At 70.3% G+C, this 22503-nt stretch carries 18 protein-coding genes; 6 read left to right on the top strand and 12 right to left on the bottom strand.

Going from position 1 to position 22503, the window contains the following annotated elements:
- Window positions 1-20 precede the first annotated feature (20 nt).
- Complete coding sequence (locus FHR97_RS13030) at window positions 21-1733, top strand: ABC transporter permease (RefSeq protein WP_183384249.1); 1713 nt, start codon at window positions 21-23, stop codon at window positions 1731-1733.
- On the opposite strand, the gene FHR97_RS13025 is transcribed toward FHR97_RS13030, so the two are convergent.
- On the bottom strand, window positions 1620-2813 hold the full coding sequence (locus FHR97_RS13025; protein ID WP_183384248.1) for an ABC transporter ATP-binding protein: 1194 nt from the start codon (window positions 2811-2813) through the stop codon (window positions 1620-1622). The two genes, FHR97_RS13030 and FHR97_RS13025, sit on opposite strands and share 114 nt — an antisense overlap.
- A gap of 241 nt (window positions 2814-3054) precedes the next feature.
- Here FHR97_RS13025 and FHR97_RS13020 point away from each other — a divergent pair, with 241 nt between their 5' ends.
- The gene (locus tag FHR97_RS13020) at window positions 3055-4083 is read left to right on the top strand and encodes a Fe(3+) ABC transporter substrate-binding protein (protein ID WP_183384247.1); all 1029 of its coding nucleotides are present in this window, start codon (window positions 3055-3057) and stop codon (window positions 4081-4083) included.
- Between the two features lie 73 nt (window positions 4084-4156).
- Here the strand turns inward: FHR97_RS13020 and FHR97_RS13015 are convergent, their stop codons facing one another.
- From FHR97_RS13015 to FHR97_RS13005, 3 genes are read right to left on the bottom strand one after another with little or no spacing between them, the layout of a single operon-like run.
- A complete protein-coding gene (locus FHR97_RS13015) occupies window positions 4157-4870 on the bottom strand; it encodes a sulfite exporter TauE/SafE family protein (RefSeq protein ID WP_183384246.1) in 714 nt (237 codons plus the stop codon).
- Window positions 4863-6323 (bottom strand): amidohydrolase family protein, encoded by a 1461-nt coding sequence (locus FHR97_RS13010; RefSeq protein ID WP_183384245.1) that lies wholly within the window; start codon window positions 6321-6323, stop codon window positions 4863-4865. Before FHR97_RS13010 ends, FHR97_RS13015 begins: the two co-directional genes overlap by 8 nt.
- 4 nt (window positions 6324-6327) lie before the next feature.
- Window positions 6328-7713, bottom strand: a complete 1386-nt coding sequence (locus FHR97_RS13005) for a uracil-xanthine permease family protein (protein ID WP_183384244.1) — start codon at window positions 7711-7713, stop codon at window positions 6328-6330.
- A 129-nt stretch (window positions 7714-7842) separates the two neighbouring features.
- Here FHR97_RS13005 and FHR97_RS13000 point away from each other — a divergent pair, with 129 nt between their 5' ends.
- The gene (locus FHR97_RS13000) at window positions 7843-8754 is read left to right on the top strand and encodes a LysR family transcriptional regulator (protein ID WP_183384243.1); all 912 of its coding nucleotides are present in this window, start codon (window positions 7843-7845) and stop codon (window positions 8752-8754) included.
- 45 nt (window positions 8755-8799) lie between these two features.
- On the opposite strand, the gene polA is transcribed toward FHR97_RS13000, so the two are convergent.
- On the bottom strand, window positions 8800-11568 hold the full coding sequence (gene polA / locus FHR97_RS12995) for a DNA polymerase I (RefSeq protein WP_183384242.1): 2769 nt from the start codon (window positions 11566-11568) through the stop codon (window positions 8800-8802).
- A 163-nt stretch (window positions 11569-11731) separates the two neighbouring features.
- On the opposite strand from polA, the gene FHR97_RS12990 reads away from it, so the two are divergent.
- From FHR97_RS12990 to speA, 3 genes are all read left to right on the top strand, one after another.
- Window positions 11732-12025, top strand: coding sequence for a DUF2782 domain-containing protein (locus tag FHR97_RS12990; RefSeq protein ID WP_183384241.1), 294 nt, complete (start codon window positions 11732-11734; stop codon window positions 12023-12025).
- A gap of 111 nt (window positions 12026-12136) precedes the next feature.
- Window positions 12137-13096 (top strand): homoserine kinase, encoded by a 960-nt coding sequence (locus tag FHR97_RS12985; RefSeq protein ID WP_183384240.1) that lies wholly within the window; start codon window positions 12137-12139, stop codon window positions 13094-13096.
- Window positions 13093-15015, top strand: a complete 1923-nt coding sequence (speA, locus tag FHR97_RS12980; protein WP_183384239.1) for a biosynthetic arginine decarboxylase — start codon at window positions 13093-13095, stop codon at window positions 15013-15015. Before FHR97_RS12985 ends, speA begins: the two co-directional genes overlap by 4 nt.
- Window positions 15016-15088: 73 nt before the next feature.
- On the opposite strand, the gene FHR97_RS12975 is transcribed toward speA, so the two are convergent.
- The 7 genes from FHR97_RS12975 to FHR97_RS12945 form a co-directional block, all read right to left on the bottom strand.
- Window positions 15089-15754, bottom strand: a complete 666-nt coding sequence (locus tag FHR97_RS12975) for a fumarylacetoacetate hydrolase family protein (protein WP_183384238.1) — start codon at window positions 15752-15754, stop codon at window positions 15089-15091.
- Between the two features lie 77 nt (window positions 15755-15831).
- On the bottom strand, window positions 15832-16830 hold the full coding sequence (thpD, locus tag FHR97_RS12970) for an ectoine hydroxylase (RefSeq protein ID WP_183384237.1): 999 nt from the start codon (window positions 16828-16830) through the stop codon (window positions 15832-15834).
- Between the two features lie 189 nt (window positions 16831-17019).
- Window positions 17020-17976, bottom strand: a complete 957-nt coding sequence (gene tal / locus FHR97_RS12965) for a transaldolase (RefSeq protein WP_183384236.1) — start codon at window positions 17974-17976, stop codon at window positions 17020-17022.
- A 23-nt stretch (window positions 17977-17999) separates the two neighbouring features.
- Window positions 18000-19487, bottom strand: a complete 1488-nt coding sequence (gene xylB, locus FHR97_RS12960; protein WP_183384235.1) for a xylulokinase — start codon at window positions 19485-19487, stop codon at window positions 18000-18002.
- Complete coding sequence (locus FHR97_RS12955) at window positions 19487-20974, bottom strand: mannitol dehydrogenase family protein (RefSeq protein ID WP_183384234.1); 1488 nt, start codon at window positions 20972-20974, stop codon at window positions 19487-19489. Before FHR97_RS12955 ends, xylB begins: the two co-directional genes overlap by 1 nt.
- 53 nt (window positions 20975-21027) lie before the next feature.
- Complete coding sequence (locus FHR97_RS12950; RefSeq protein WP_183384233.1) at window positions 21028-21660, bottom strand: nucleoside/nucleotide kinase family protein; 633 nt, start codon at window positions 21658-21660, stop codon at window positions 21028-21030.
- 26 nt (window positions 21661-21686) lie between these two features.
- Window positions 21687-22463, bottom strand: coding sequence for an L-iditol 2-dehydrogenase (locus FHR97_RS12945; protein ID WP_183384232.1), 777 nt, complete (start codon window positions 22461-22463; stop codon window positions 21687-21689).
- Between the last annotated feature and the right edge of the window lie 40 nt (window positions 22464-22503).

Raw genomic sequence — 22503 nt, 5'->3', positions numbered from 1 at the left:
CCACCGGAAGGAGTCCATCCTTGTCCCATCCCGCCAGCCGTCGGCCCGCCTCGCCCGCTCGCCGGTGGCCGCTGCGCCTCGATGCCTGGAGCCTGCTGACCCTCGGCATCGCCCTGGTCGTGGCGTTGCCGGTGATCACGGTGCTCGCCCATATCATCATGCCGGCCGGCGGCGTCTGGCAGCACCTGGCCAGCACGGTCCTCGGCCGCTATCTCGCCAACACCCTGTTCCTGGTGGTCGCGGTGGGCATCGGCACCTTCGTGATCGGCACCGGCACGGCCTGGCTGGTGGTGATGTGCCGCTTTCCCGGACGCAAGCTGTTCGAGTGGGCCCTGTTGCTGCCGCTGGCGGTGCCCACCTACGTGATCGCCTATGCCTACACCGACTTCCTGCAGTACGCCGGCCCGCTGCAGAGCTGGCTGCGCGAGACCTTCGACTGGGGGCGTGGCGACTACGTCTTCCCCGACGTGCGCTCCCTGGGCGGCGCCGCGACCCTGATCACGCTGGTGCTCTACCCCTATGTCTACATGCTGGCCCGGGCGGCGTTCCTGGAGCAGTCGGTGTGTGTGCTCGACGTGGGCCGCACCCTGGGGCGCGGCCCCTGGCGGCTGTTCACCAGCGTGGCGATCCCGCTGGCGCGGCCGGCGATCGTCGGCGGCGTGTCGCTGGCGCTGATGGAGACCCTCAACGAGTTCGGCGCGGTGCAGTACTTCGGCGTCGACACCTTCACCACCGGCATCTACCGCACCTGGTTCGGCATGGGCGAGCAGGTCGCCGCCGCCCAGCTGGCGGCCTGCCTGCTGGCCTTCGTGATCGTCTTGGTGCTGCTGGAGCGCTGGTCCCGGGGCAAGCGGCGCTACTTCCACACCACCGGCCGCTACCAGCAGCTCCCCGAGTTCCGGCTGACGGGCGGGCGTGCGCTGGCGGCCTGCCTGGCCTGCCTGACGCCGGTGCTGGTGGGCTTCTTGATTCCCAGCGGCCTGCTGGGCTATCTGTCGGTGACGGGCGGGGACTCGCTGTTCGGCGCCCGGTTCCTGGAGTTCGCCGGCAACAGCCTGGTGCTGGCCGCGCTGGCCGCGCTGGTCGCCGTGGGCCTGGCGCTGGTGCTCAGCTATGGGGCGCGGCTGCATCCGGGGCCGGTGACCCGCACCGCCACGCGCATCGCCGCCATGGGCTATGCCGTGCCCGGCTCGGTGGTGGCGGTGGGCATCCTGATTCCCTTCGCCTGGCTGGACGACACCATCAACGGCCTGCTGCGCGAGCACTACGGGGTGATCGCCGGGCTGATCTTCAGCGGCTCGGCCTTCATCCTGATCTACGCCTACGTGGTGCGCTTCCTGGCGGTGTCCTTCAATGCCCTGGAGGCGAGCCTCGGCAAGGTGACGCCGAGCATGGACGCTGCGGCCCGCACCCTGGGTCAGACCGCCGGCGGCACCCTGCGCCGGGTGCACACCCCGATCATGCGCGGCAGCCTGCTGGCCGCCGGTATCCTGGTCTTCGTCGACGTCATGAAGGAGCTGCCGGCGACCATCATCCTGCGCCCCTTCGACTTCGACACCCTGGCGGTGCGGGCCCACAACCTGGCCGCGGACGAGCGCCTCGCCGAGGCCTCCACCGCCTCACTGACCATCGTGGCCGTAGGCATACTCCCGGTGATCCTGCTCAGCCTCGCCATGCGCGGCTCCCGCCCCGGCAGCCGCGCCCGGGTCGGCCGGAAAGACGAACACCTGTGACGGATCCAGCCGGATCGTGACCGGCTGCCCCTCGTCGGGCAGGAAGACGCCGGGCACCCGGGCATGCAGGTGGGACTCGCGGCCGCCCCCGGCGTGGGCGCAGATGTGCAGCAGGCTGGTACGCCCCAGCAGCTTGGCCATGATCACATGGCTGTGGTGATCGGCCGGGGGCTCGTCGAGGGCCACCACCCGCAGCGCCTCGGGGCGGATCATCACCCGCACCCGCGACCCGTCCGGCAGCCCGGGGGCCATGACCTCCCCCACCGGCGTGTCCACCCGGCCCTGGCGTACCACGCCCTCCAGCTCGTTGACCTCGCCGAAGAAGCTGACCACGAAGGGGTCCACCGGCGCACAGTAGAGCTCCCGCGGGGTGCCCATCTGGACGATATGGCCATCGCGCATCAGGGCGATGCGGTCGGCCATGAACATCGCCTCTTCCGGGTCATGGGTCACCAGCAGCGCCCCCGACCCGACCCTCTTCAACACGTGCAGGGTGTCGTCGCGGATGCGGTCGCGCAGCCGAGCATCGAGGCTGGAGAAGGGCTCGTCCAGCAGCATCAGCTGCGGCGCCGGGGCCAGCGCCCGGGCCAGGGCCACGCGCTGCTGCTGGCCCCCCGACAGGGTATGCGGGTAGCTCTCGGCATAGCGCCCCATGCCCAGCTGGTCGAGCAGCTCCATGGCGCGCCGCCGGCGCTGGCGGCCCGGCAGGGACTCCAGGCCGAAGGTGACGTTCTCCAGCACGCTGAGATGGGGAAACAGCGCCGAGTCCTGGAAGGCCAGGCCCACGTTGCGCTTCTCCGGCGGCACATGGCCACGGCCGGGACGGCCGATCGCCTGGCCGTTGAGATCCACCCGGCCCCGCTGCAGGACCTCGAGGCCGGCGACGATGCGCAGCAGCGTGGTCTTGCCGCAGCCCGACGGCCCCAGCAGACAGACGACCTCGCCCTGGCGCACCTCCAGGCCGACATCCTCCACGGCCAGGTGATGCCCGTAGGCATGGCGGATATTGTGCATGGCGAGCACCGGGGCCCGGCCCGGCGCGACCTGTCCCGCGGTGAACGACGGCTGTTGGCTGGTCATAGGCACAATCGGATCGGCGAGTGAGAAATGGGCGTACAGGGTAACGCGAAAGCTTCGTAAAGACGTTGCACTTTATCCTCGCCTTCCCGAGTGCCCCCGGGCGGGGCCCGATATTGACCCAGATCAGTCCCCGCCCATCGCCGCAGTTGACGCCGACCGGGCCAGGCGCTTCAATGGCTCGACATAATGCAACGCATTCTCATTCTAGATTGCATTCCGCCCCCCGCCCACGAGGTTCTCGATGATCCAGCACCGCCGTCACGCCCTGCCGCTCGCCGCCCTGCTGGCCGGTGCGGCCTTCGCCACCCAGGCCTCGGCCGACGAGGTGAACATCTACTCGGCACGCCACTACGACTCGGACCAGGCGCTCTACGACGCCTTCACCGAGGAGACCGGCATCGAGGTCAACGTCCTCGAGGGCGGCTCCGACCAGCTCATCCAGCGCATCACCCGCGAGGGGCAGGCCAGCCCGGCCGACGTGATGATGACCGTGGATGCCGGCCGCCTGTGGCGCGCCGAGCAGGAGGGCATCTTCGCCGAGGTCGAGTCCGAGGTGCTGGCCGAGCGCCTGCCCGAGGCCATGCGCCACCCCGAGGGCAAGTGGTTCGGCTTTAGCCAGCGCGTGCGGGCCATCTTCTACAATCCCGAGGCGATCGGCGCCGACGAGATCGCCAGCTACGAGGATCTCGCCGACCCGCGCTTCGAGGGCGAGGTCTGCATCCGCTCCTCGAACAACATCTACAACCAGTCCCTGCTGGCCTCGATGATCGCCCATCACGGCGAGGAAGGCGCCGAGCAGTGGGCCCAGGGCGTGGTCGACAACTTCGCGCGCCAGCCCGAGGGCGGCGACACCGACCAGATCCTCGGCGTGGCCAGCGGCGAGTGCGACCTGGCCGTGGCCAACCACTACTACTACGTGCGCCTGCTGACCTCCGACAACGCGGGCGACCGCGAGGCCGCCGAGAAGGTCCAGATCCTGTTCCCGAACCAGGACGACCGCGGTGCCCACGTCAACATCGGCGGCGCCGGCATGGTCCAGGGCGCCCCGCATCCGGAGAACGCCGTGCGCTTCCTGGAGTTCCTGGCCTCCGACCAGGCCCAGGCGATCTTCGCCGCCGGCAACCACGAGTTCCCGGTCGTCGACGGGGTGGAGCTCGACGAGGTCCTGGCCTCCTGGGGCGACTTCAAGACGGACGACCTGAACGTCAGCGAGCTGGGCGAGAACAACCCCCAGGCGGTGAGGATCTTCGATCGCGTCGGCTGGCGCTAAGCAGTCATTCGTCGATAGCAAGAGGCCCGCGGCAGCGCCGCGGGCCTCTCGTTTTCCGCTCCTGGGGCACCGGCTAGCGCGGGATCATCAGCACCACGCCGGAGACCAGTGCGAACATCAGGACCCCCTGACGCAGTCGGCGGGCATCCAGGCGGTGGTGCATGGCGCGGCTGGCGACGCTACCCACGAGCAGCGGCACCAGCAGGTAGAGCGACCACATCAGCTGGTCCGGCTGGACCTTGCCCGCCGCCGCCAGGATCGCCAGGGAGACCAGCTCCCCCACCAGGAAACAGCAGGCGATGGTCGAACGCAGCTCCGGCCCCGGACGGTGCTGGTAGAGCAGCGCCAGCGGCGGGCCACCGACACCGGTGGCGGTCTCGGTCACCCCGGTGACCAGCCCCACCGAGGCACAGGCCCCGGCGCGGGGACGGAAGACCGGGGCGAACAGCGCGGCGAGCACGGCGATCACCGTGGAGGCGCCGATCAGCTGGTTGAGGCCGTTGGTGCTCATGATCAGCAGGATCCCCAGTCCCAGGAAGGTCCCCGGCAGGCGACCCACCCCGATCCAGGCCGTGCCCCGCCAATCGATGGCCTCACGCTCGCGCAGCGCCACGTAGAGGTTGAGCGGCAGCATCAGCACCAGCAGGGCGACCGGCAGCAGGTCGGGACGCAGGAAGCCCATCACCGGGGCGACGATCAGCGCGAAGCCGATGCCGATTGCCCCCTGCATGAAGGCGGCGACGGCCGTGGACACGGCCAGGGTGGTGAAGACGACGAGCTCACCCATGGGGCGCCCGCCCCGCCGCGGCCCGTCGTGATTCGACGAGGCGGGCGCGATGCGCCGTGGAGGTCGGATGGACCCGCTGGATCGGTGCGCGCTCCACCGCGGCGCCGGCCGCTTCCCGCACCTCGCGCAGCAGCGCCCGGGCGTCCCAGTCCGCCGGCCAGCCCTGCCACAGGCGCAGCCGGCCGTTGGTGAAGACGGCGTCGATCTGGTCGCGATTGGCGTAGCGCACCAGCTCCCAGGGGCGATCCCAGGACGGCGTCATCTCCGGCACCTCGAGATCCACCAGCAGGAAGTCGGCGGCGAGCCCCGGGGCGATCGCCCCGGTCACGCCCGAAAGCCCCGCGGCATCGGCGCCGGCGCGGGTGGCGTGGTCGAGCCACAGCCAGCCGCCGCCGCAGGAGGAATCGCCGCTGGCCAGCCCGAAGGCCAGGCGCTGGCTGGTCTCGGCGGCATCGAGCAGCCGGAAGGCGTCGCTGCGTGTGCCGTCGGTGCCCAGCCCGAAGCGGATGCCCTGGGCCGCCATCTGCAAGGCCGGCGCCACGGCGTTGCCCTTCCAGGCGCTGGCCACCGGGTTGAAGGCCACCGCGGTGCCGGTATCGCGCAGCAGGTTGAGCTCCCAGGGCGTCACCAGGGTGGCGTGGGCGACCAGGGTCTGCGGGCCCAGGGCGCCGGTGGCATGCAGGTGCTCCAGCGGTCGCTGTCCCCGGGCCACCAGGGAGCGCTCGACGGCCTGCAGGTGCTCGTTGACGTGGGTCTGGAAGATGGCCCCGCCCTCGGCGCAGAGCGCCGCGGCGTCGCGCAGCATGGCATCGCTGGCCACCTCGGGGATCGACACCGCCAGCGACGGATGGACCAGCGAATGGCCCGCCCAGTCCGCCAGGTGGCGCTCGGCGGCGCGGCGGATCGTCCCGCCGTCCGGGCGGTCGCCGCCCAGGTCGTTGCAGATGAAGCCCAGCACGCAGCGCAGGCCGGTCTCCTCGGCGGCACCGGCGATGCCGGCGAGCTCCGCCGAGGCCCGGGTGCCGGCGTCCACGGCGGTGGTGAAGCCGCCGCGCAAGGCCTCCAGGGCGGCGAGCTTGGTCGAGAGACGCAGCAGCCGCTCGTCCAGGCTGCCCTCCAGCGGCACCCAGATGCGCTTGAAGATCTCCGAGGGCTCGCCGAACACCAGCGACTTGCCGAGCGACTGGGTCAGGTGGTGATGGGCGTCGATGAACCCCGGCATCAGCAGCTTGCCGGGGAGCTCGAGGGGGGTGAGCCGCGGATGACGGGCGAGCAGCTCCCGGCGGTCGCCGACCTCGGCGAAGCGGCCGCCCGCCACCAGCACCGCCTGGTCGCGGGCGCAGCCTCCCTCCAGCAGCACCTCCTCGGGCAGCAGCAGGAGCGTCTCGTCGGCGAAGGCCGCCGGGGTGAGGGCCGGCGTCGTGCCGGCGCGGGTCCGTGATGAAGGCGTCATACGATTACTTTCCCTTGATCTCTTGGCTGGGGAGCTCGGCGCCCCGGGGCGCGGGGGCATCCGCACGGCGGCCGAGGTGATGGAACAGGAGGTTGACGATCACCGCGGTCAGGGTGCCCATCGCCAGGCCATTGCCGAGGATGATCTGCAGGTGCTCGGGGAAGGTGCTGTAGAAGCCGGGCACCAGGATGGGCAACAGGCCCATGGCCAGCGCGGAGGCCAGGGTGAACATGTTGCCGTGCTCGTTGAGGTCGACCCGGCGCAGGATGTTGATGCCCATCACCCCGATGATGGCGAAGACGATGACCGCGGTCCCCGCCACCACGGCGGTGGGCAGCAGCGACGCCAGTCGGCCGAGCGGGGCGAACAGGCCGAGCAGCACCAGGATCAGGCCGGCGGCGACGGTGACGTAGCGCGACCGCACCCCGGTGGCGCGGACGATGCCGATGTTCTCGCCGCTGGTGATGATCAGCGAGGTCCCGAAGCAGCCGCCGATCAGCGACCCCAGGGCGTCGGCGCGGATGTTGCGCGGCACCAGGGCGCGCGAGTCGCCGCGCTTCTCGACGATCTCGGCGGTGGCCATGGTCTGGCCGGTGGCCTCGGTCATCGACACCACGCTGAAGATGATCAGCGGCAGGGAGGCGAAGAGGTCGAACGTGGGCATGCCGAAGGGGAACAGCGACGGGAAGGCCACCACCGGGCCGGAGAGCACGCCGTCGAACTCCATGATGCCGAACGCCGCGCTGAGCGCCGCACCGATGAGCAGCCCCAGCATCACCGCGATGCGCTGCAGCATGCCGGTGAAGATCCGGGCGCAGAGCACGATGGCGGCCATGGTGCCCAGTGCCAGGGCGATGGCCGGCAGGTTGGCGAACTCCGGCGTGCCCTGCTGGCCGGTGATCAGGCCACCGAAGATGCGCACCAGGTTGATGGCGACCAGCAGCAGCATGGTGCCGATCATGATGGGCGGGAAGAACTTCAGCACCCGGGTGAAGAAGGGCAACGCCAGGAAGTAGAAGATCCCGGTGAGGATCACCGCGCCGGTGGCCGTCTGCAGGTCGGTGGCCTGGGCGATGGTCAGGAAGATCACCAGGGGCGCCCCACCCGGGACCTGCACGAAGGGCAGGCGGGCGCCGATGCCGAAGGGGCCGAAGGACTGCAGCAGGGTGCCCAGGCCGCAGACCAGGAAGGTGGCGCTCATCAGGGCAACCATGACGTCGTTGCCGAAGCCCATCGCCTGGCCGACCAGGAAGACGGCGGTGATCGGCGCGGCGGCCATCACCAGCACGTGCTGCACGCCGTACAGCAGCATGGAGGGTAGCGGCAGCTTCTGGTCGACGGGGTCGACTTGGGACTCGCGTGAGCCGAGTGGCTCGTGGGAAGTGCACATGGCAGGGAGCCTCGCTTGTTTTGTTGTGGAGGTAGTCTCAAGCTAGCGTCGCCCAACCGTACTGGTCCATAATAATGTTTCGCTCATTTCGTTGCTGAAAAAGCAACAGCAATGCCTCGGGAGACGGCCATGCACCTGTTGCTCACGGGATTGCGCTACTTCGAGGAAGTGGCCCGTCAGGGCTCGCTGCGCAAGGCGGCGGAACGGCTGCATGTCGCCGCCTCGGCGGTGAACCGCCAGATCCTCAAGCTGGAGGACGAGCTGGGCGTGCCGCTGTTCGAGCGGCTGCCACGCGGCCTGCGGCTCTCCCCGGCGGGCGAGCTGATGCTCGCCCAGATCCGCCAGTGGCAGCGTGACGAGCGCCACCTGCTGGAGACCCTCGGCGATATCCGCGGCACCGGCTGCGCCGAGGTGCGCATCGCCACCGTCGAGTCGCTGACCGATGAGGTCCTGCCCAGGCTGTTGGGCCGCTTCGGCGAGCGCTTCCCCCGAGTCCGCTTCGCGCTGAGGACCGGTTTGACCGAGGCCATCCTCGAGGAGGTCGCCACCGGCGAGGCCGACATCGGCATCTGCATGAACCCGCACCCGACGCCTCGGATCCGCTTCATCGAGTCGGTGGAGCTGGGCTTCGGGGCGGTCGTCGCCCCCTCCCACCCCTTGGCCGAGCGGCCGAGTGTGCGCCTGGACGACTGCCGCGACTATCCGGCGATCCTGCCGGATGCCGAGATGTTCCGCGGCTCGACCCTGGAGCGGGTACTGGCCCAGTCGGATATCGAGCTCTCGCCGCTGGCAGGCTGCAACCGGATCCTGGCGATCAAGTCGCTGGCGCGGGCGGGGCTGGGGGTGGCCTTCCTCAACGAGCTCGACGTCGCCCGCGAGCTGGCGCATGGCGAGCTGGTGTTCAAGCCGTTGCGAGACCCGCGCATCGACGGCGCGCGGCTGGTGCTGTGCGGCGCCGCGGGGCGCACCCTGCCGCTGGCGGTGGAGGTCCTGGTGGAGGAGCTGAGCGTGGCGATCCGGGAGCTGGCGCCCCGAACATGACAAGGCCCGCGGCGTGGCGCGGGCCTCGTCGTGGGCGGGGACGGGTCAGTGCGCCTCGTCCCAGTTGGCGCCGCTCTCGGCCTCGACGATCAGCGCCACGTCGAGCTCGGCGGCGGCCTGCATATGGCCCTTCACCCGTTCGATGAAGGCCTCGACCTCGCTTTCCTTGACCTCGAAGACCAGCTCGTCGTGGACCTGCATGACCATCATGGCGTCGATGGTCTCGCGCTCCAGCCAGCCGTCGACATCGATCATCGCCCGCTTGATGATGTCCGCCGCGGTGCCCTGCATGGGGGCGTTGATGGCGGTCCGCTCGGCACCCTGGCGGCGCGCCCGGTTCTGGGAGTGGATCTCGGGCAGGTAGAGGCGCCGGCCGAACACCGTCTCGACGAACCCGTCATCGGCCGCTTGAGCACGAATCCGTTCCATGTAGCGGGCCACGCCGGGGTAGCGGTCGAAGTAGCGGTCGATATAGGTCTGCGCCTGGTTGCGGTCGATGTGCAGCTGGCGTCCCAGCCCCCAGGCGCTCATGCCGTAGATCAGCCCGAAGTTGATCGCCTTGGCGCTGCGGCGCTGTTCGCCGGAGACCTTGTCGAGTGCCACGCCGAACACCTCGGCGGCGGTGGCGGCGTGGATGTCGCGGCCCTCGGCGAAGGCCGCGAGCAGCCCCTTGTCGCCGGACAGGTGCGCCATGATGCGCAGCTCGATCTGCGAGTAGTCGGCGGCGACGATGCGATAGCCGGGCCGGGCCACGAAGGCCTGGCGGATGCGCCGGCCCTCCTCGGTGCGGATCGGGATGTTCTGCAGGTTGGGGTCGGAGGACGACAGCCGGCCGGTGGCGGTGACCGCCTGGTGATAGCTGGTGTGCAGCCGTCCGGTGGCCTTGTTGACCAGCCTGGGCAGCTTGTCGGTATAGGTGGAGCGCAGCTTGGACAGGCCGCGGTGCTCCATGATCACCTTGGGCAGCGGGTAATCCAGCGCCAGTTCCTCGAGCACCGCCTCGGCGGTGGACGGCGCGCCCTTGGGGGTCTTCTTGATCACCGGGATCTTCTGTTCCTCGAAGAGGATCTGGCCGAGCTGCTTGGGCGAGCCGAGGTTGAACTCGCGTCCGGCCAGCTCATAGGCCTTCTCCTCCAGCTCGCCGATCCGCTTGCCGAGCTCGCGACTCTGGGTATGCAGGCGCTCGGCGTCGAGCGCCACGCCGCCCCGCTCCATGCGCGACAGCACCCGGATCAGCGGCCGCTCGAGGGTGTCGAGGACCTCGGCCAGGCGCCCCTCGGCCTCGACCCGGGGACGCAATTCCCGGTGCAGGCGCAGGGTGATATCGACGTCCTCGCAGGCATAGGGCGCGGCCTGTTCCAGGGCGACCTGGTTGAAGGTCAGCTGCTTGGCGCCCTTGCCGGCGATCTCCTCGAAGCTCACCGTCTTCTCGCCCAGGTACTTGAGCGCCAGCGAGTCCATGTCATGGCGGGTGGCGGTGGAGTCGAGCACGTAGGACTCGAGCATGGTGTCGTCCAGGGCGCCTTGGACCTCGTAGCCATGCCGGCCCAGCACCGAGATATCGTACTTGAGGTTCTGGCCGACCTTGGCCTTGCCGGCATCGGCCCACAGCGGGCGCAGGGCCTCGAGCACCGCCCGGCGATCGAGCTGCGCCGGGGCGTCCAGGTAGTCGTGGCCCAGCGGGATGTAGGCGGCCTCCCCCGGCTCGAGCGCCAGCCCCACGCCGACGATCTCGGCCTCCATGTAGTCGAGGCTGGTGGTCTCCAGGTCGAAGCAGAAGGCCTCGGCGTCCGCGAGCCGCGCTAGCCAGTCGTCCAGCTCGGCCTGCTCGAGGATCACGCTGTCCTGGCGGCCGGCGCTGCCGCGTTCGCCGCCCTCGCCGCTTTCGCCTGCCGGGGTCGCGCTGCCGCCGGCCACGTCGTCGACGCCCTCGTCGCTGCCCTCGAGCAGCTCGGAGAGCCAGGCCTTGAACTCCAGCCGTCGGTAGAGCTCGAGCAGGGCCTCCCGGTCCGGGTGGGCGATATCCAGGTCATCGAGTCCCACCGGCAGGTCGCAGTCGGTCTTGATGGTGGCGAGCTCAAAGGACAGGAAGGCCTGGTCGCGGTGCTCCTCGAGCTTCCCGGGCAGCGTCTTGGCGCCGCGAAAGCCCAGCGTCTTGATCTTCTCCAGGTCGGCATAGATGGTCTCGAGGCCGCCCTCCATGCCCTGCAGCAGGCCCAGGGCGGTCTTCTCGCCGACGCCCTGCACGCCGGGGATGTTGTCGACCTTGTCGCCCATCAGCGCCAGGAAGTCGATGATCCGCTCCGGCGGCAGGCCGAACTTCTCCTTCACCCCGGCCACGTCCAGGGTCTCGTCCTTCATGGTGTTGACCAGGGTGATGTGCGCGTTGACCAGCTGGGCCATGTCCTTGTCGCCGGTGGAGATCACCGCGTCCCGGCCGGCCTCGGTGGCCCGCCTGGCCAGGGTGCCGATGACGTCGTCGGCCTCCACGCCCTCGATGCACAGCAGCGGCAGCCCGAGCGCCTTCACGCACTCGTGGAGCGGCGCGACCTGGGAGCGCAGGTCGTCCGGCATGGGCGGCCGCTGCGCCTTGTACTGCTCGAAGAGCTCATCGCGAAAGGTCTTGCCCGGGGCGTCGAAGACCACCGCCATGGGGCTGTCGGGGTAGTCCTTGATCAGCCGCTTGAGCATGTTGAGCACGCCCTTGATGGCGCCGGTGGGCTGGCCATCCGAGGTGGACAGGGGCGGCAGGGCGTGGAAGGCGCGGTAGAGGTAGGAGGAACCGTCGACGAGTACGATGGGGGTGTCGGCCATGTATCGGCATCCCTTGAGGTCTGGGCGGAAGTCAATGTCGGGGCTGAAAGCCTGATCCTGGTCACCCATGATACGCATTGGCGACGGCGTTTGCCCCGGGAAGGTGGGCCTCGTCACGCCAAGGACTTACACTGGGGAGACATCCCGTGGCCCAGGAGGACCCATGATGCCCATCCCTCGCCTGCTCTCCGCGCTGCTGGTCGGCGCCTGCCTGAGCGCCGCCGCGGTACCGCTCCTGGCCCAGTCCAGTGACGACGTCGAGCCCGACATCACCATCCGCCAGGAGGAGGACCGCACCATCCGCGAGTACCGGGTCAACGGCGAGCTGTATGCCATCGAGATCCGGCCCTCGACGGGCCCCTCCTACTACCTGGTCGACCACGACGGCGACGGCAACTTCGAGCGCCAGCAAGGGGACCGCATCGCCGTGCCCCAGTGGGTGATCAAGCGCTTCTGACCTCGCCGCCTCGGGCCCGCCGCCGACCGGCGGGCCCCGTTCCAACCGGTTCGTGCATCGCGGCGACAAGCCGCTACAATAGGCGGCTTGGCATTCCCGGGCGAGAGACACATGGCCGTATTCACACCGCTTACCGACTCCCAGGTCGCGGATTTCCTGAGCCGCTTCGATGCCGGCTCGCTGGTTTCCCTCGAGGGCGTGCCCGCCGGCACCGAGAACAGCACCTTCTTCGTCACCACCGACCGTCGCGAGCTGGTGCTGACCCTGTTCGAGCAGGGCGAGCACGAGGAGCTGCCGTTCTTCGTCGAGCTGCTCGACTACCTCGACGAGCACCGCCTGCCGGTGCCGGGGCCCCTCCACGACCGTGACGGCATCGCCCTGCACAGCCTGGTCGACAAGCCGGCGCTGCTGTTCCCGCGGCTGCCGGGCAAGCACCCCCGCGACCCGAACCTGGCCCAGTGCCGGGCCCTGGGCGATGCCCTGGGCCGCATGCACCGGGTCTCGCAGCACTTCCCCGGCACTCGGCCCAACCCGCGCGACCTGCACTGGCTGCTTCCGATGCACCACAAGGTCCTGGTCTACCTCTCGCCGGAGGACCAGACCCTGATGAAGGACGAGGTGGAGATCTACCAGGGCTTCTTCGACGAGGCCCCCGAGCTGCCCCGGGGGGCGCTCCACGGCGACCTGTTCCGCGACAACACCCTGTTCGACGGCGACCGGCTGGGCGGGCTGATCGACTTCTACAACGGCTGCACCGGCGACCTGCTGTTCGATCTGGCCATCGTCATCAACGACTGGGCCACCGAGCCCGATGGCCGCCTCGACCCGGCGCGCTACGAGGCCATCCTTACCGCCTACCAGGCCAGCCGCCCGCTGGTCCCGGCCGAGCGGGACGCCTGGGCGATGATGCTGCGCCTGACGGCGCTGCGCTACTGGCTGTCCCGGCTGCTGGTGGTCTACGTGGACCCGCCGGCCCACGACCTCACCCCCCACGACCCGGAGCAGTTCCGCACCATCCTGCTGCGGCGCCTCGAGGACGGCGCCCCGCCGCTGCCCGAGGCCCGGCCATGAGCCTGGCGATGGGCAGCGCCGCGGGCCCCGCGCACCGCGCCCGGCACACCTGGAACATCGACCAGTGGGGCAGCGGCTACTTCGACGTGGACGACGACGGCCAGGCCCTGGTGCGACCGCTCGGCGGCGAGACCGACGGCCCCTCGCTGCCGCTGGCCCCGCTGATCGCCCGGCTGCGCCAGGCCGGGTTGCGCCTGCCGGTGCTGATCCGCTTCACCGATATCCTCCACGACCGGGTCGAGCAGCTGTGTGCCGCCTTCGACGGCGCCATGGGCGAGGAAGGCTTCACGGGCGGCTACACCGCGGTCTACCCGATCAAGGTCAACCAGCAGCGCCGGGTCGTCGAGGAGATACTGGCCACCCAGGAGCGCGGCCGCGGCCGGGTCGGCCTGGAGGCCGGCAGCAAGCCCGAGCTGCTGGCGGTGCTGGCGCTGTCCGGCGACGGCCCCTCGCTGATCGTCTGCAACGGCTACAAGGACCGCGAGTACATCCGCCTGGCACTGATGGGCGAGAAGCTCGGCCACCGCGTCTACCTGGTGGTGGAGAAGCTCTCCGAGCTGCCGCTGATCCTCGAGGAGGCCGGCCGGCTCGGCGTCACACCGCGGATCGGCCTGCGGGCCCGGCTGGCCTCGGTGGGCAAGGGCAAGTGGCAGAACACCGGCGGCGAGAAGTCCAAGTTCGGCCTCACCGCCGGCCAGATCCAGGCCGTGGTGGCCCGCCTCGAGGAGGCCGACGCCCTGGCCAGCCTGCAGCTGGTGCATTTCCACCTCGGCTCGCAGATCGCCAACATCCGCGACATCCAGCGCGGCCTGCGCGAGTGCGCGCGCTTCTACCAGAGCCTGCTGGCACTGGGCGCGCCGGTGGACACCGTCGACGTGGGCGGCGGGCTCGGCATCGACTACGAGGGCACCCGTTCGCGCAGCTTCTGCTCGATCAACTATTCGATGCGCGAGTATGCCCGCAACGTGGTCGCGGCCTTCGCTCAGGTATGCGAGGCCGAGGCCCTCCCCCACCCCCACCTGATCAGCGAGTCCGGCCGGGCGCTGACCGCCCACCACGCCGTGCTGGTCACCAACGTGATCGGCGAGGAGCGCGTCGACACCCAGCCGCCGCCGCCCCGGGTCGAGGGCGACCCCCAGGTGGACGAGCTGTGGCGGGTCCACGATGAGCTCCGGGCCATGCACGACCCGCGGGGCCTGGTCGAGGCCTGGCACGACCTGGTGCAGGCCATCGGCGAGCTGCAGGACCGCTTCGTCATGGGCCTGGCCGGCCTCGAGACCCGCGCCGAGGGCGAAGGGGTCTATGCCGCCGCCTGCGCCCGGCTGCGCGAGCGCCTCGATCCCCGCAACCGCGCCCACCGCGAGATCCACGACGAGCTGGCCGAGAAACTGGCCGACAAGCTGTTCGTCAACTTCTCGCTGTTCCAGTCGGTGCCCGACGTCTGGGGCATCGACCAGATCTTCCCGGTGCTGCCGCTGTCCGGCCTGGACCGCGAGCCCTCGCGGCGGGCGGTGATCCAGGACATCACCTGCGACAGCGACGGGCGCATCGACGGCTACGTGGACGGCCAGGGGGTGGAGGCCACCCTGCCGCTGCCCGAGTGGCGGGAGGGCGAGGAGCGCCTGATGGGCTTCTTCCTGGTGGGGGCCTACCAGGAGATCCTCGGCGACCTGCACAACCTGTTCGGCGATACCGACTCGGTGGACGCCGCCCTCGACGACGCCGGCGAGTGGCGCTTCGACCACGTGCGCCGCGGCGACCGGGTCGCCGACGTGCTGGGCTATGTGGACTTCGATGCCGAGGTGCTGCGCCGCCGGCTGGCCGAGCAGCTCGCCGCCAGCGGCCTGGCGGAGGAGGAACAGACGCGTTTCCTCGACGACCTCTCCGACGGCCTCGAGGGCTACACCTACCTGGAGTGAGCCCGCGCCCGGGACGACAGGGGCCCCGCCGGTATCGCCGGCGGGGCCCCTGTCATGTGGCGCGAGCCCTCGATCAGTCCAAGACGCGGGTGGTCACCACCATGCCGTCGACCAGTTCCAGGCGCAACTCGGCGCCGCACGGCAGCTTGCCGACCCCGGCGGGGGTGCCGGTGAGCACCACGTCCCCCGGTTCCAGGGTGAAGTGGCGGCTCATCTCGGCGACCAGCTCCGGCACCGGGAACAGCATGTCCGCGCACCGGCCATGCTGGCGGGCCTCGCCGTCCACCGTCAGGGTGAACTCCAGGCCGCTCCAGTTGGGCGACGCCTCGAGGGGCAGGAAGGCCGACAGCGGGCAGGCACCATCGAAGGCCTTGGCCACCTCCCAGGGCTGGCCCTTCTCCTTGAGCGCCGCCTGGACGTCGCGCAGGGTCAGGTCCAGGGCCAGGCCGATGCCGACGATGGCCCGCTCCGCCTCCTTGGCGGTGGCATGGGTCAGCGGCTGGCCGACCAGCAGCGCCAGCTCGGTCTCGAAGTGCACATCGCCCCGCTCGGAAGGGGCGGCGATGGGGGATTCGAGGTTCACGGCGCTGGTGGCCGGCTTGATGAACAGCAGCGGCTCGCTGGGCACCGGGTTGTCGAGTTCGCGGGCGTGTTCGGCGTAGTTGCGGCCGACGCAGACGATCTTGCCCAACGGCTCCGGGAAGGCCCGACCATCGGTGAAATGGGGGACGAAGCGCATGCCTGTCGACTCCTTGTTCGGGGGTTACCCGCGGATGGGTGCCGGAATCACCAGTCTACTCCCCCCCGGGGCCCGCGTCAGGCGTCCGCCGACCAGTCCTCGCCAGGCGCGTGGGCCAGGAACCGCGGGCGCCGCCTGGCGGCGGCGAAGGGCTCCACACAGCGGTTGTCGCGGCGGTTGTAGACGAAGAAGACGTTGCTGCGCGGGTCCGGCGACATGTTGGCATTGGAGCCGTGCAGGGTGTTGCAGTCGAACAGCAGCAGGCCGCCGGCCGCCCCGGTGGGAGCCTCGATGCCGTGCCGGTCGATCAGCCGGCGCAGCGCCTCGCGGCTCGGCACGCCGAATTCCTGGGTCTTGAGCGACTGCTTGTGGTGGTCCTCCGGCGTCTCGCCGAGGCAGGGCACGAACACGCGATGGGAGCCGGGCACCAGCATCAGCGGGCCATTGAAGGTGTGGTTGTCGGTCAGCACGATGGAGGCGCTCACCGCATGCATGGCCGGCATGCCGTCCTCGGCGTGCCAGGTCTCGAAGTCGGAATGCCAGTTGAAGCCCTTGCCCTCGAAGCCCGGCTTGTAGTTGATGCGGGACTGATGGACATAGGGCTCACCGCCGAGGATCTGCCGGGCCCGGCCCATTAGCCGCGGGTCGTTGGCCAGGCGGCCGAAGCGCCGCGACAGGAAATGCACGGCGAACAGCGAGCGGATCTCGTTGCCCTGGGGCTCGGTGATGCTGAAGTCACGGCCCCGGAAGTCGTCGCGGGCCAGCAGGGCGGAAAGCTCCCGGCGCAGCGCGTCGAGCTCCTCGCCGTCCAGGAACTCCGGCTCGAAGAGGAAGCCGCGGCGCTCGAAGGCGTCTAGCTGCTCGGCGCTGAGCGGCCCCGCCCGGTCACGCCCCTTGACCACCGGCTCCCGGCGGTTGAGCCAGGGCAGGTCGAGGGGTTCGGCGAGACGGGTCGGGTAGGGATCCTCCCCGGGCAGCGGCGCGCTGCGCACCCGGCTCTGGAGATCGGGGGAATCGATGACGGTATGGGTGTTCGCCTGTTCCAGCGGTCGGTTGGACGATGTCTGCACTGACATCCAATCACCTCCTTGCGTCGTGATCAGTTTCAGATTCGATCTCGCATCCGACGGCGGTCAGCCGCACGGCGGGGTCCGGAGTGGACCAGCGACGGTGATGTGGTGACGCCCGGGCGGGGTTTCAAGGCCCCGCCCGCGGGGAAAGGGACGCCGCCGCGCGGATCCCGTGGGCGGGCCGGCGGCAGGCATTCAGCGGCTCGCCAGCCGCTCGGCGATGAGCGCCTCGAGGCGCTGCTGGTCCTCGGCGAAGCGACGGATGCCCTCGGCCAGCTTGTCGTTGGCCATGGCATCCTGGTTGTGGCCCCAGCGGAATTCGGCCTCGCTGAGCGGTGCCGACCGCGAACCGCCGCCTTCGATGTTCACCTGGCGGGTCACCTCGCCCTCGGCGTCGGCCAGCTCCTCGAGCAGCGCCGGCGAGATGGTCAGTCGCGGGCAACCGGCCAGCGCCAGCACCTGCCCGGTATTGCGGAAGCTGGCGCCCATCACCACGGTGTCGTAGCCGCCCTCGCCGACCCGCCGGCAGACCGCCCGCACGAATTGCACCCCGGGGTCGGTATCGGGGGTGAAGTCCTGGCCGGTCGCCTGCGTGTACCAGTCGGTGACCCGGCCGACGAAGGGCGAGACCAGAAACACCCCGGCATCGAAGCAGGCCTGGGCCTGGGCCTCGCTGAACAGCAGGGTCAGGTTGCAGTGGATGCCCTCCCGCTCGAGGCGCTCGGCGGCGCGGATGCCCTCCCAGGTCGAGGCCAGCTTGATCAGCACGCGATCCGCCGAGACGCCGCGCCTGTCGTAGAGCGCGACCAGCTCGTGGGCCTTGCGGATGCTGGCCTCGGTGTCGAAGGACAGCCTGGCGGCCACCTCGGTGGACACCCGGCCGGGGATCAGCTTGGCGATCTCGCTGCCCTTGGCCACGGCGAGGCGGTCCACGGCGTGATCGATCCGGGCCTGGCGATCGCCGGTCTCGGCCCGGACGGCCGCCAGCTCCGCCTCGATCAGCTCCTGGTATTCGTCGAGGTCGAAGGCCTTGAGCAGCAGCGAGGGGTTGGTGGTGGCGTCGTGGGGCCGGTAGCGGCGGATGGCGTCCAGGTCGCCGGTGTCGGCGACCACCAGGGAGAGCGACTTGAGGGCATCGAGTTGGGATGGCATGACGGACTCCGTAAGTCAGGGTTTCAGGCGGGGATGGCGTGCCGGTCGGCCAGCGCCCGGCGGTAGCGAGCGTAGGCCTCCTCGTAGGCCGCGACGCGCTCGGCGCCGGGGGTGGCCCGGGTGCTCTCGTCGAGGTGCACCAGGCGCTGGCAGAGGGCCTCGAGGGGCAGATCGGGGTAGCAATCGCACCAGGCCGCCTGCAGCGCCGCCCCCAGGGCGGCGGCCTCGCCGACCCTGGGGCAGATGACCGGTGCGGCGGTGATGTCGGCGACCATCTGCCGCCAGACGGGACTCCTGGCGCCGCCGCCGATCAGGCGGATCTCGCTGGCGCCCCGGGCCAGGGGGCCGATCCGCTCGAGGCCGTAGCGCAGGCCGAAGGTGGCGCCCTCGACCACCGCCCGGCACAGGTTGTCCGGGGTGGTGTTCAGCCCGGTGAGGCCCGCCAGACTCGCCGTGGCCCGGGGCAGCGGCGGCACCCGCTCGCCGTTGAAGAACGGCAGCACGGTGACACCTCCGGCGCCGATGGGCGCGCGGGCGACCCGCTCGTTGAAGGCCGCCAGGTCGAGGTCGAACAGCTCGCGGATCCGGGTGGTGGCCGAGGTCACGTTCATGGTGCAGATCAACGGCAGCCAGCCGCCATGGCTGGCACAGAAGCTCGCGACCTCGGCGCTGTCGCCGATCACCGGGGCCTCGGCATGGGCGTATACCGTGCCCGAGGTGCCGAGACTCAGGGTCACCAGCCCCGGAGTGATGTTGCCGGTGCCGATGGCGCCGAGCATGTTGTCGCCGCCGCCGCTCGAGACCACCACGCCCTCGGCCAGCCCCAGCTCACGGGCCAGCTCGGGGCGCACCGTGCCGGCCGGCTCGTGGGAGGCGACGAGGCGCGGCAGCACCCGCGCGGGGTCGAGCTCCGGGGCGATCTCGGCGAACACGTCCTCGCGCCAGCGCCGCGCGCGGATGTCGAAGTAGCCGGTCCCCGAGGCGTCGCCGGCCTCGGCGACCCGCTCGCCGGTGAGCCAGAAGTTGAGGTAGTCATGGGGCAGCAGCAGGCTGTCGATGCGCCGGTAGGCGTCGGGCCGGGTGTCGCGCAGCCAGGCTAGCTTGGAGGCGGTGTAGCCGGTCTGCAGCACCAGCCCCAGCCGGTCGAGGCAGCCCGCCTCGCCGCCCAGGCGCTCGACCAGGGCGGCGTTGTGCGCCGCCGTCTCGGTGTCGCACCACAGCTTGGCCGGGTGCACCGGCTCGCCGCGGGCGTCCAGGGCCACCAGGCCATGCTGCTGGCCGGACACGCCGATGGTGCGGATCGCCCGGGCATCGATGCCGGCGGCGGCCACCGCCTCGGCGAAGGCGCCGAGGAAGGCCGCCCGCCAGTCGGCCGGGGCCTGCTCGCGACGGCCATTGTCGCCCTCCTGCAGGGCATGGGGACGGCTGGCCTCGCCGAGGATACGCGCCTCCTCGATATCGACCACCACCACCTTGGTGCTCTGGGTGCCGCAATCCACCCCGATATACATCAGTCGCCTCCTCGCGTCGTCGCCAGGGCCTTGAGTGTGGCACGCGCCCCGTGCTCATGCAGCGAGGCCAGGGCCGCGAGGTAGGCCTGGCGGAAGCGCTCGTCATCGACGAGGTGGCCGAACAGCTCGCGGTTGTCGATAAAGGCGGTCGGTGTTTCGTGGTGATGCGCGGCGATGGCCATCAGCTCGTCCCCCAGGCGATCGACCACCTCGATGGGTTCCCCCTGCTCGTCGCGTCCCTCGGCATAGCGGGCCCAGCTGGCCACCACCGCGGCGGCGCGGTGCATCTCGCCACCGCGAGCCAACTGTTCACGGATCACCGGCAGCAGCCACTTGGGGATGCGATCCGAGCTCTCGGCGCACAGCCGGGCCAGGGTGTCCTTGATCTCGGGGTTGGCGAAGCGCTGGATCAGGGTATGGCGGTAGTCGTCGAGGTCGATGCCCGGCAACGGCGCCAGGGTCGGCGTGGCCTCGCGGGCCATGTAGTCGAGCAGGAAGTCGACGAACAGCGGATCCTGGCAAACCTCGTGGGCATAGCGATAGCCGGCCAGGTAGCCGAAGTAGCACAGCGCCTGGTGACTGGCGTTGAGCAGCCGCAGCTTCATCAGTTCAAAGGGCTCGACGTCGTCCACCACCTGCACGCCGACGTCCTCGAAGGCCGGCCGCCCGGCGGCGAAGCGGTCCTCCAGCACCCATTGGGTGAAGGGCTCACAGACCACCGGCCAGGCATCCTCGAGGGCGAAGCGGGTGGCCAGCTCCTCGATATCGGCGGCCATGGTGACCGGCGTGATGCGATCGACCATGGAATTGGGAAACGGCACCTCGGCCTCGATCCAGGCGGCGAGCCCGGCCTCCCGGGCCCGGGCGAAGGCCGTGAACATGCGGTGCGCCACCTCGCCGTTGCCCTGGATGTTGTCGCAGGACATCACCGTGAAGGGCGCCAGGCCCCGCTCGCGACGCCGCGAGAGCGCCTCGGTGATCAGGCCGAAGGTGGTCCTCGGAGCGGCGAGGTTGGCCAGGTCGTGGCGCACGTCGGCATTGCCGAGGTCGAACTCGCCGCTCACCGGATGGAAGTTGTAGCCACCCTCGGTGACGGTCAGCGAGACGATGCGGATGGCCGGGTCGGCCATGGTCTCGATCACCGCCTCGGGGTCGTCCAGGGCATAGCGATAGTCGATGATCGAGCCGATCACCCGGGGGGCGACCTCGCCATCGGGATGCTTGACCACCAGGGTATAGAGGTGGTCCTGGGCGGCCAGGGCCTCCTGCATGCGCCGGTCGCCGGGCATCACGCCGACGCCGACGATGCCCCAGTCCAGCGCCTGGCCCCGGTTCATCAGGTCATCCAGGTACATGGCCTGGTGGGCACGGTGGAAGCCGCCCACGCCGAAGTGGACGATGCCGGCGCTGACGGCGCCGCGATCGTAGGCGGGCACGGCGACCGCCGGGGCCAATCGCCCCAGGTTGTCGGTGTTGAGTCGCGTCATCTTGGATCTCCTGCCGCGTGCGGCGAATCGGTGTCGGGGGCTGGTGTCGTCGCTCAGACCGTGGCGGCCCAGTGCACGTCGGCGGGAACGGACGCCCGCTTGATCAAGCGGGCATTGAGCATGTCCTTGAGACGGGCACGTTCGATGGCCCCGTCATGGTCCTGGCCCATGTTCAGCCAGCGCTGGATCAGCCGCGCCTCGAGCACCTCGTCAGGCACCTCCAGGAAGAGGGTCATGTCGAACAACGCCCGCAGTTCCGGCCAGGGCCCGTGATCCAGCAGCAGGTAGTTGCCCTCGACGATCACCAGGCGGTGGTCGAGGGTGATCAGCCGGCCGCCGGCCCGGGCCAGGTCCAGGGGCCGGTCGAAGACCGGCACGGCAACGGTACGATCGGCACGGCGGATGCGTGCCAGGTCCTGCAGCAGGCCGTCGGTATCGAAGGTCTCGGGGGCGCCCTTCACCGGCACCAGCCCCTCGGGCTCGAGCACGGCATTGTCGAAGTGGTAGCCGTCCATCGGCACCACCGCGGCGATGCCCGGCTGGCGCTCGTTGATCTCGCGGCACAGCCACTCGGAGAGCAGGGACTTGCCGGCCGCCGGCGGCCCCGCCAGGGCCACGATGAAGCGCTCGCGCCCCATCGCCGCCTCGAGCAGCCGTACGGCCATGTCATGGATATTGGGAGTCATGGGGGCTCCTGACGGTTGGGGTGACATCAGCTCATCCAGTTGCCGCCGTCGACGTTGAGGGTCTGGGCGACCACATAGTCGCTGTCGTCGCTGGCGAGGAAGACCGCGGCCCCGGCATGGTCCTCGGGTCGGCCCATGCGCCCATAGGGCACGGCCTCGCCGACCAGGCGCTTCTTCTCGCCCAGGGGGCGACCCTCGTAGCGGGCGAACAGCGCATCGACCTCGTCCCACATCGGGGTGTCGACCACCCCCGGGGCGATGCCGTTGACGTTGATGCCGTGCTCGATCAGCGCCAGGCCGCAGGACTGGGTCAGGCTGATCACCGCGGCCTTGGAGGCGCAGTACAGGCTGACCAGCGGCTCGCCCCGGCGACCGGCCTGGGAGGCCATGTTGATGATCTTGCCGCCCCGGCCGCGCTCGACCATGGCTTTCGCCACGGCCTGCAGGGTGAAGAAGGCGCCCTTGACGTTGACCGCGAACTGCCTGTCGTAGCCCGCCTCGGTGACCTCGAGCACCGGCGCCATGTCGAACACCGCGGCGTTGTTGACCAGGATGTCGATGCCGCCGAAATCGCGCCGGGCCGCGTCGATCAGGGCCTCGACGGAGGCCCGGTCGCAGACGTCCAGGCGCATGCCCCTGACGCGCTCGCCTCCGGCGAGTTGCGCCACGGCCTCGTCGATGGCGGAGGTGTCGATATCGGCCACCACGACCCGCGCGCCCTCGGCGAGATAGCGTTCGGCGATGGCCAGGCCGATGCCTCGTGCGCCGCCGGTCACCACGGCTACCTTGTCTTGTAGTTTCATGCTGTCGTCCTGGTAAGGGGTGTGAAGGGGGAGAAGACGA

Source organism: Halomonas stenophila (assembly GCF_014192275.1).
In the GTDB taxonomy this organism is placed as follows: domain Bacteria; phylum Pseudomonadota; class Gammaproteobacteria; order Pseudomonadales; family Halomonadaceae; genus Halomonas; species Halomonas stenophila.
The sequence above is the reverse complement of the archived record's forward strand: the minus strand, read 5'-3'. Positions and strand labels throughout refer to the sequence as shown.

Excerpts from the sequence above, each read along its gene's own strand:
- polA (WP_183384242.1), bottom strand. The coding sequence starts at position 11,568 with ATGGCCGACACCCCCATCGTACTCGTCGACGGTTCCTCCTACCTCTAC.
- FHR97_RS12985 (WP_183384240.1), top strand. The coding sequence starts at position 12,137 with ATGGCCGTATTCACACCGCTTACCGACTCCCAGGTCGCGGATTTCCTG.
- FHR97_RS13015 (WP_183384246.1), bottom strand. The coding sequence starts at position 4,870 with ATGGGTGAGCTCGTCGTCTTCACCACCCTGGCCGTGTCCACGGCCGTC.
- FHR97_RS12945 (WP_183384232.1), bottom strand. The coding sequence starts at position 22,463 with ATGAAACTACAAGACAAGGTAGCCGTGGTGACCGGCGGCGCACGAGGC.
- FHR97_RS12990 (WP_183384241.1), top strand. The coding sequence starts at position 11,732 with ATGATGCCCATCCCTCGCCTGCTCTCCGCGCTGCTGGTCGGCGCCTGC.
- FHR97_RS13010 (WP_183384245.1), bottom strand. The coding sequence starts at position 6,323 with ATGACGCCTTCATCACGGACCCGCGCCGGCACGACGCCGGCCCTCACC.
- FHR97_RS13025 (WP_183384248.1), bottom strand. The coding sequence starts at position 2,813 with ATGACCAGCCAACAGCCGTCGTTCACCGCGGGACAGGTCGCGCCGGGC.
- thpD (WP_183384237.1), bottom strand. The coding sequence starts at position 16,830 with ATGTCAGTGCAGACATCGTCCAACCGACCGCTGGAACAGGCGAACACC.
- FHR97_RS12975 (WP_183384238.1), bottom strand. The coding sequence starts at position 15,754 with ATGCGCTTCGTCCCCCATTTCACCGATGGTCGGGCCTTCCCGGAGCCG.
- FHR97_RS12955 (WP_183384234.1), bottom strand. The coding sequence starts at position 20,974 with ATGACGCGACTCAACACCGACAACCTGGGGCGATTGGCCCCGGCGGTC.
- xylB (WP_183384235.1), bottom strand. The coding sequence starts at position 19,487 with ATGTATATCGGGGTGGATTGCGGCACCCAGAGCACCAAGGTGGTGGTG.
- FHR97_RS12950 (WP_183384233.1), bottom strand. The coding sequence starts at position 21,660 with ATGACTCCCAATATCCATGACATGGCCGTACGGCTGCTCGAGGCGGCG.
- speA (WP_183384239.1), top strand. The coding sequence starts at position 13,093 with ATGAGCCTGGCGATGGGCAGCGCCGCGGGCCCCGCGCACCGCGCCCGG.
- FHR97_RS13000 (WP_183384243.1), top strand. The coding sequence starts at position 7,843 with ATGCACCTGTTGCTCACGGGATTGCGCTACTTCGAGGAAGTGGCCCGT.
- FHR97_RS13020 (WP_183384247.1), top strand. The coding sequence starts at position 3,055 with ATGATCCAGCACCGCCGTCACGCCCTGCCGCTCGCCGCCCTGCTGGCC.
- tal (WP_183384236.1), bottom strand. The coding sequence starts at position 17,976 with ATGCCATCCCAACTCGATGCCCTCAAGTCGCTCTCCCTGGTGGTCGCC.
- FHR97_RS13005 (WP_183384244.1), bottom strand. The coding sequence starts at position 7,713 with ATGTGCACTTCCCACGAGCCACTCGGCTCACGCGAGTCCCAAGTCGAC.